The organism is Corynebacterium sp. 13CS0277, from assembly GCF_002994655.1.
Taxonomy (GTDB): domain Bacteria; phylum Actinomycetota; class Actinomycetes; order Mycobacteriales; family Mycobacteriaceae; genus Corynebacterium.
Map to the genome: position 1 here is coordinate 84,936 of NZ_PPDL01000014.1, position 6,000 is coordinate 90,935.

Here is a 6,000-nt window from a genome sequence, read left to right on the forward strand (position 1 = left end):
CAAAAGGCGTGTGGTCGTGAGTGTGTCCCGCCGCCCCGGGCATGTGCTCCAGGTCGACGTTGCAGACGACCATACACACTTCTAGACGGTCCTGTCTAGTGCGAGGCGACTTTTCTAAACCGCTTCGTCTATTTGTAAGAGAAGTTCCCCCCTCCCCCGCCCTGCAAATACCATCGATTGCTCCTCACCACGCCACCGCACACCCACCGCCACAAAGCGCCATCAGCGCACGTCACAGCCTTGCAGGCCGCGAGAGCTGCGCGCCCACCAGACTCACGGCGCCACCACCCACACCCACCTGTACAGACCCACCGGGCGCCACCCGCACCGACGGCCCCCACATCACCCCCGGGGGTGAATCTGCGCGCCAAGTGCCCACCCACACAGTCCACCAACAGACAGATTGGTCCACTCCCCTCGTGCAGCGGCGGCCACGGCGTACTCGGCGGGGCCATGTGATTGGATGGAGGGCATGAACAGTCTGCTTGTTGTCGGCCTCGGAAACCCGGGCCCGGAGTACGAACGCACCCGCCACAACATCGGCTACATGATCGTCGACGAACTCGCCGCCCGGGAGCACGTCACCTTGAGCCAGCACAAGAAGACCAACACGTTCCTCGGCGCCTTCAAACAGGGCGCGACCACCGTGGCGTTGATGCGGGCGCGGAGCTTCATGAACGACTCCGGCGGGCCGGTGAAGGCCGTCAGCCAGTTTTACAAGGTGCCGCCCAGCAACATTCTCGTCATCCACGACGAACTAGACCGGGACTTCGGGGCCTCCGACATCAAGCTCGGTGGCGGGGCGAATGGGCACAATGGGCTGAAAAGCATCGCGAAAGCGCTGGGCACCCCAGATTTCCCGCGCCTGCGCTTCGGCATCGGCCGCCCGCCGGGCCGGCAGGAGCCACGCAGTTTCGTGTTGAAGCCGTTCACCAAGGCGGAACAGCAGGAGCTCCCCGTCGCCATCGATGAGGCGCTGCGGGTCGTGGACGACTACATCCGGGGCCTGTAGGCCTCCCTGCACCCACGGGGCGAAGAAACAGCAACGCCGCGGCCGTCCCCGCTGTCCCGTCACATCACTGTGTCGGGGGCGGGCACTGGCCGCGGCGCGTGCGCGGTGACTGTTTAGGCGTCGAAGTCGAGCTGGATTGCCTTGGCGACGAGTTCGGCGGTGATCTCGTCGATGAGTGCCTGAGGAACTTCCGAATCGACGCGAAGCACCAGGGTGGCACCCTCACCGTCGGAGTCCTGGGACAGGGCAGCGGCGACGATGTTGACGCCCGCGGCACCCAGCTTGGTGCCGACCTTGCCGAGCAGGCCGGGGGCGTCGGTGTAGTGCAGGAACAGGTTGCGGCCCTGGGCACGCATGTCGAGGCCACGGCCGTTGATGCGGACGATCTTCTCGACACGCTCCAGGCCGGTCAGGGCACCGACGACGGAGGCGGTGCTGCCATCGGCGCCGATGGCCTTGACCTCCACGACGGAGCGGTGGGAGACGCTCTCCGGCTCCGTGGTGACCTTCAGGTCCACGCCACGCTCCTCGGCAATGCGGGGCGCGTTGACGAAAGTGACCGGCTCATCAATGATGGCGCTGAACAGGCCACGCAGAGCCGACAGGCCGAGAGTGGACACGTCCTCGCTGGACAGCTCGCCACGGGCGGTGACCTCAAGGGTGACGGGGGCGACGTCGAGAATCTCGCCGGCGACGAGACCCAGCTTGCGGGCCAGATCCAGCCACAGGGCCACCTCTTCGCCCACGCGGCCACCATCAACGTTGACGGCATCCGGCACGAACTCGCCCGCCAGGGCCTTGAGCACAGAGTCCGCCACGTCGGTGCCGGCACGATCCTGGGCTTCCACGGTGGAGGCACCCAGGTGGGGGGTCACCACAACCTCGGGGCGGGCGAACAGCGGGGAGTCAGTGCACGGCTCGGAGGCATACACGTCGAAACCTGCGCCACGGATGTGGCCGGCCTCAATCGCATCCACCAGGGCCTGCTCGTCGACGAGGCCACCGCGGGCGGCGTTGACGATGATCTGCCCCTTCTTCGCCTTGGCGAGCAGCTCAGCATCAAACATGCCGGCCGTTTCCTTCGTCTTCGGCAGGTGAATGGTGACGAAGTCCGCCCGGCCCATCAGTTCCTCAAGGGACACCAGCTCCACACCCAGCTGCGCGGCACGCGCCGGGTTGGCGTAGGGGTCGTAGGCGATGATGGTGGTTTCGAAGGCGGCGAGGCGCTGCGCGAACAGCTGGCCGATGTGGCCGAAGCCGACGATGCCGACGGTCTTGCCGAAGATTTCGACACCGGTGAAGGAGGAACGCTTCCACTCCCCCTGGCGCAGCGTTGCATCCGCGGCGGGAATCTGGCGGGCGGTCGCCAGCAGCAGGGAGATGGCGTGCTCGCAGGCGGAGTGAATGTTGGACGTCGGGGCGTTGACGACCATGACGCCACGCTCCGTGGCGGTGGGGATATCAACGTTGTCCAGGCCCACACCGGCACGGCCGACAATCTTCAGCTTCGGCGCTGCTTCCAGCACTTCCCGGTCCACGGTCGTCGCGGAACGCACCAGCAGGGCGTCCGCGTCGGCGACGGCGGCGAGAAGTTCAGGACGGTTGGGGCCATCCACCCAGCGCACCTCGACGGCGTCGCCGAGGGCATCAACGGTGGACTGAGCGAGTTTATCTGCGATGAGGACAACCGGGCGGTTACTCACGTGCTTGATCTCCTGTAAGGATATTTTTTTCGCCACTTGCGCCCGTCGGCACGACCGCGTCGACTGGTGAAAAGCGCAAGGGGTCAGCGCCGGATCACCTGGCGCGTGACTCAAGCAGCAAGCCTAGACCAACGATGCCCTAACCGCCCACTAACCAGGGGTTACGGGGGTAGGCGCATCGCCCCCGTCTGTGACGGATATCCACCACACCCCACCCCCTTCCAGCACCCCCAGCCCACTGGCGCGTCGGCTGCGGGGTTACTGGTAAGAAACGAACACCGGCTGCGGGGCGACCGCCATCGTCTCCTCTGGGGTGAACATCGGCTGGTCCTCGTCGTAGAAGTTCTTCCACGCGACGAAGATGCGCGGGTCGAGTTCCTGCCGCATCGTGTCCCACGTGAGCATCTTGTCTTCCCGGGGGCCGTGGCCGTCGACATGGATGACGGTGGCGAGTTCCGGGTGCTCGAGGTTGAGATTCTCCCGGTTGCGGATCATCTGCAGCTGGAACTGGTGCAGCACCAGCAGCTTCTGCGGAAGGTTGTTGTCCCGGGTGAGCTGGGCCAACCAGTCTGCGACCTCGTTAATTTGCTCTGCGTCGACGTGCCCCACGTTGTCACCGGGCAGATCCTCTGGCCCGAGGGCCCATTCGGGGTCAATAGCAAGCCCCACCCCGGGCCGCAGCAACAGGTCGGTGTACTGCTGCGCGAGGTTCAGCAGGCTATCCCGCCCGGGCTGAATGTCAAGGATCGCGATGCCACCGGCTGCGGTGATGGCGTCCACAGATTCCACCAGGTCAGCCGGGTCGGTTTCGTTGACGTAGTTGCCATCCGCACCGGGGTCGGCGGCGGCCACGGTGGCGATAATTTCGAAGGCGGGGACGACCGGCAGGTCACTGAACGGCTGGTAGTACTCGGCGATCTGTTGCACGCGCCCCACGGCCTCACTAGGGGGCTGCTCCCCCAGGGCACCCAGGGCAGGGCCACTGGGGTGCCCGTAGAGGGCGACGATGCGATGCCCAGGCAGCAGAGTCGTCGTCCCCGTCGGCAGCAACGGAGCCGGCGGAGCCTCACTCGTCGTCGGCGTCGCCGTCGAGCTGGCAGTGACAGGAGCGCTCGTCTGCTCGTCCGCACAGGCAGCGAGCGACACCAGTGTGCCGCAGGCCGCCAGCACTGCCACCACCCGGGTGACAGCCCGGTCACGGGCAGGCGTCAAACGGAGTCGGTTAGGCGAAGGCATTCGGCCCTTCCACCCCGCCGGTCAGGTCGTCGTCATTGACATCGCGGTGGGCGGTGGCCCCCATCGCGACGTCAATCATGTCCACGAGCTGGCTGCGCCGGTCAGCGAAGAAGGCATCCGCCTTCGCCTTGTGCAGCAGCGCCGGGTCGAGCACGTGGGTGGCGAGCACCGCATCGAACTCATCGTCCTCCATGAGCGACTTGGCCTGGACGCGGCCCAAGTAGCGGGCCGGAGAAGCCCCGCCGAGGATGACTTCCGTGCGACGTGCCATCGGGGTGCGGTTGATGACCGAGGTTGCGAGCACCGGGTCGATGCCCGCCTCCGCACAGTAGGCCAGCGGGAAAATCGGGTGGAAGTCCGTGTCCAGGGCGAAGTAGGTGTCCGCAGTGAACTCCTGGGCGGTACGCCAGTCCTTCGCGCCACGCCCCATGATGAGCGCATAGATGCCCTTATACAGGCCATCCTTTGGGGTGGCGCTGAGGAGACGGGACTCAACGAAGGTTGCCGAGGACACAGTGCCGGGCACCGGCGCAGTGTTCTCCCCGAGGGCACCATCGATAACCCACGCGACGACCTCGATGACGTCGCGGGCGGCGCGGTTAATCACGCTCGGGCCGCCGTAGAGCTCACCGAACACACCACACCAGAACCAGCGGTGCAGGCGATCAAGAGCTTCCGCGTTGGCGAGCACCCCGCCGGGCACGCCGAGTTCCGCACTCGCATCGTCCAACAAGGCGAGGATGACAGCCAGCGGAACGATCTGGAAGGTATAAGGCACCAGATCCTTGGTGAGAATGTCGCGTTCGCTGAGGAATGCCGACGCCATGACGTAGGCCTCGCGCATGCGGGCCGCACCAGCCAAGTACTCGTCCAACGACAGCCTCAGAATGTCTTCACGCTGGCCGCGGGCGTAGCCCTGCTTGGCGGTCACATACAGCGACACTGCCATGAGCCAGTCGGTGCGCTTCAGGCCCGCCAGATTGGCATGATGGGCGCGCACCTCTTCGGTGAGGCGGTAGTCGTCCATGAGAGAAAAGTCGGGGTTCTCCGATGCGAACACTGCAGTCAGCAGGTCGAACACACCCATCTGCAGGCCGGCGGAGTTGACCTGCGCGAAGATAGAGCCCACGCCGCCCTGGGCGGTTTCCCGATCAAGGCGAATCATCGGCACGCTGTAGCGAACCAAAGGCTTGGCGATCTGGTTGTGGAACTGCTTCGCCGCCTGGCTCTTTGCCGGGTCGCCACTGGCAGCCAAGTCGAAGAGCATGTCGCTGCCCCGATCAGACAGCAAAGCGCTCACGGGCATGAGCCCCTGCTCGATGGCGTGCGCATCGTTGTCGACGCGCTGGAAACGGCGGCGTGCAAAGTGGGAGCGCACCTCCCCGGAGGCGGAGACGGAAATAACGGCCTCGTCGGGCATGATGTCGTGCGCTACAGCAGTGGCGATATCGACGTAGAACTGGCGGCGAATCTTCTTATCGCGGTGGTCGACCGTATCGACGATGCCGTCGCCACGCAGGCAGTGGTACAGCGTGGTCATGCGCTGCTGCCCATCCAGGAGCAAAAGACCCGGGTTCACGTGGTTCTCAGGCGCGCCGTCCAGGGGCCGGGGCCGGAAACGCATCGGCTCATTGCGGGTATCCAGGGCCAGAAGGGCACCCATCGGGTAGCCGCGCAGCACCGTCACGAGGAGACTGCGAATGTGGTCGACGTCCCACAGGTACTGGCGCTGAAAGTCCGGCAGCTGCAAGTCACCGCGGTCGATGCGGTTGAACAGGTCGATGAGGTCATAGCTTGGCGTGGAAAAACCCATGCCTCCCACACTAGCCCCGCACGCTGCGTGCACGCACCCGGAGATTCACCACACCAGCCGCCTACCGATACCCACCCCCGGATGGGGAGGGTCTGCTTCAATTTTTGGCATAGGGCAAACTAGCCCCCAGGGGTCCCGCGCCCCGATGAACTCCCTACCTCAACACCCCGCAAGGAACCCCTATGCCCCGCTACAGCGACGACATCAAAGCACTCGTGATCGAAGCCCTCGAAGCA

Annotated in this window: 4 protein-coding genes; 1 reads left to right on the forward strand and 3 read right to left on the reverse strand. The window is 65.3% G+C overall.

The features are described from left to right. Window positions 1-472: 472 nt before the first annotated feature. Complete coding sequence (gene pth / locus C1Y63_RS07575) at window positions 473-1,012, forward strand: aminoacyl-tRNA hydrolase (protein WP_106015849.1); 540 nt, start codon at window positions 473-475, stop codon at window positions 1,010-1,012. A 113-nt stretch (window positions 1,013-1,125) separates the two neighbouring features. On the opposite strand, the gene serA is transcribed toward pth, so the two are convergent. The 3 genes from serA to C1Y63_RS07590 form a co-directional block, all read right to left on the reverse strand. Continuing rightward, window positions 1,126-2,715 (reverse strand): phosphoglycerate dehydrogenase, encoded by a 1,590-nt coding sequence (gene serA, locus C1Y63_RS07580; RefSeq protein ID WP_106015850.1) that lies wholly within the window; start codon window positions 2,713-2,715, stop codon window positions 1,126-1,128. Between the two features lie 258 nt (window positions 2,716-2,973). Then, a complete protein-coding gene (locus C1Y63_RS07585) occupies window positions 2,974-3,951 on the reverse strand; it encodes a hypothetical protein (protein WP_106015851.1) in 978 nt (325 codons plus the stop codon). Further along, the gene (locus C1Y63_RS07590) at window positions 3,938-5,764 is read right to left on the reverse strand and encodes a DUF262 domain-containing protein (RefSeq protein ID WP_106015852.1); all 1,827 of its coding nucleotides are present in this window, start codon (window positions 5,762-5,764) and stop codon (window positions 3,938-3,940) included. The genes C1Y63_RS07585 and C1Y63_RS07590 overlap by 14 nt, the downstream gene beginning before the upstream one ends. Between the last annotated feature and the right edge of the window lie 236 nt (window positions 5,765-6,000).

Coding starts and splice junctions, on each gene's coding strand:
- C1Y63_RS07590 (WP_106015852.1), bottom strand. CDS start 5,764: ATGGGTTTTTCCACGCCAAGCTATGACCTCATCGACCTGTTCAACCGC.
- pth (WP_106015849.1), top strand. CDS start 473: ATGAACAGTCTGCTTGTTGTCGGCCTCGGAAACCCGGGCCCGGAGTAC.
- C1Y63_RS07585 (WP_106015851.1), bottom strand. CDS start 3,951: ATGCCTTCGCCTAACCGACTCCGTTTGACGCCTGCCCGTGACCGGGCT.